The organism is Paenibacillus sp. UNC496MF (assembly GCF_900113915.1).
Classification (GTDB): Bacteria; Bacillota; Bacilli; order Paenibacillales; family Paenibacillaceae; genus Paenibacillus_Z; species Paenibacillus_Z artemisiicola.
The window spans coordinates 1-1,144 of the sequence record NZ_FORE01000039.1 but is presented as its reverse complement, the minus strand read 5'-3'; the positions used below and the strand labels follow the sequence as shown (position 1 = coordinate 1,144).

The 1,144-nt window shown below is 58.9% G+C and carries 1 protein-coding gene; it reads right to left on the bottom strand.

Translation table 11 applies throughout. The features are described 5' to 3' along the window. The coding region (locus BMZ79_RS33470) for an amino acid adenylation domain-containing protein (protein WP_256253325.1) at window positions 1-1,131 on the bottom strand (1,131 nt) is incomplete at its 3' end. Between the last annotated feature and the right edge of the window lie 13 nt (window positions 1,132-1,144).

The following is a 1,144-nucleotide window of genomic DNA, read 5'->3' as shown; positions in this document are numbered from 1 at the left end:
CGCTGCCACATACGCGCACAGCTCGTTTTGACCTTGTTCGTTTTCGCGGGCGACGACGACCGCTTCTTTCACATCTTCCATCCGCAGCAGCTGCGCTTCGATCTCGCCCAGCTCGATCCGGTGGCCCCGGATTTTCACCTGGTGGTCGATCCGGCCCAGGTACTCGATGTTGCCGTCCGGCAGCCATCTCGCGAGGTCCCCGGTCCGGTACATCCGCTCGCCCGGCACGAACGGATTCGCCACGAACTTCTCCGCGGTCAGCTCGGGTTGATTCAAGTAACCGCGTGCCAAGCCTGCTCCGGCAATGTACAATTCCCCTATCGTCCCAACGGGTTGCAGACGTTTTACGCTCCCCCTGGCCACGATATACATGCGCGTATTGGCAATCGGCGCTCCGATCGGCACCGTGCCGAGCCGGCCTCCATCCCTGAGATCAAAAAACGCCGACTCGACCGTCGTTTCCGTCGGCCCGTAGGAATTGGTCAGTTTGGTCCCGTAATTAGCCGTCATCAACACGCTAAAGCGTTCGGTCAGACGCGATTGGAGCGCTTCTCCGCCGCTAAACACGCGCTTCAAGCTTTGCAAAGGAGCTTGCCCCTTCTGTGTCTCCACATAATCCAAAAAGGCATGCAGCATCGACGGTACAAAATGTACCCGCGTCACTTGACCTTCCCCGATCGCACGGACAAGCTCTTTAGGGTCCTTTTCCCCGCCTGCCGGCAATAAGCGCAGCTTGGCTCCGCCCAATATCCACCAAAACAGCTCCCATACCGAAGCATCGAAATTAAACGATGTTTTCTGGAGTAACACGTCGGTTGCGTCTAACGGGTAGCGGTGCTGCAAAGCGGTTAAATAGTTCACGACAGAGCGATGCTCGACCATGACCCCTTTTGGGTGACCAGTCGATCCGGACGTGTAGATGACATACGCGAGCGACGCCGATCCGCCCGCAGCCGCAAGGCTCGAGTCGGCCTCATGCACCCAAGTCGCTTCCCCTAACACAACGACGTCAGCCGCACTGGCCGCAGTCGCCCTTTCGATCCACTTCGGCTCCGTCAGCAGCAGCTTCGCTCCCGAATCTTGCAGCATGTACCGAATCCGGTCCTCCGGATACGACGGATCGATCGGCACGTACGCGCCGCCT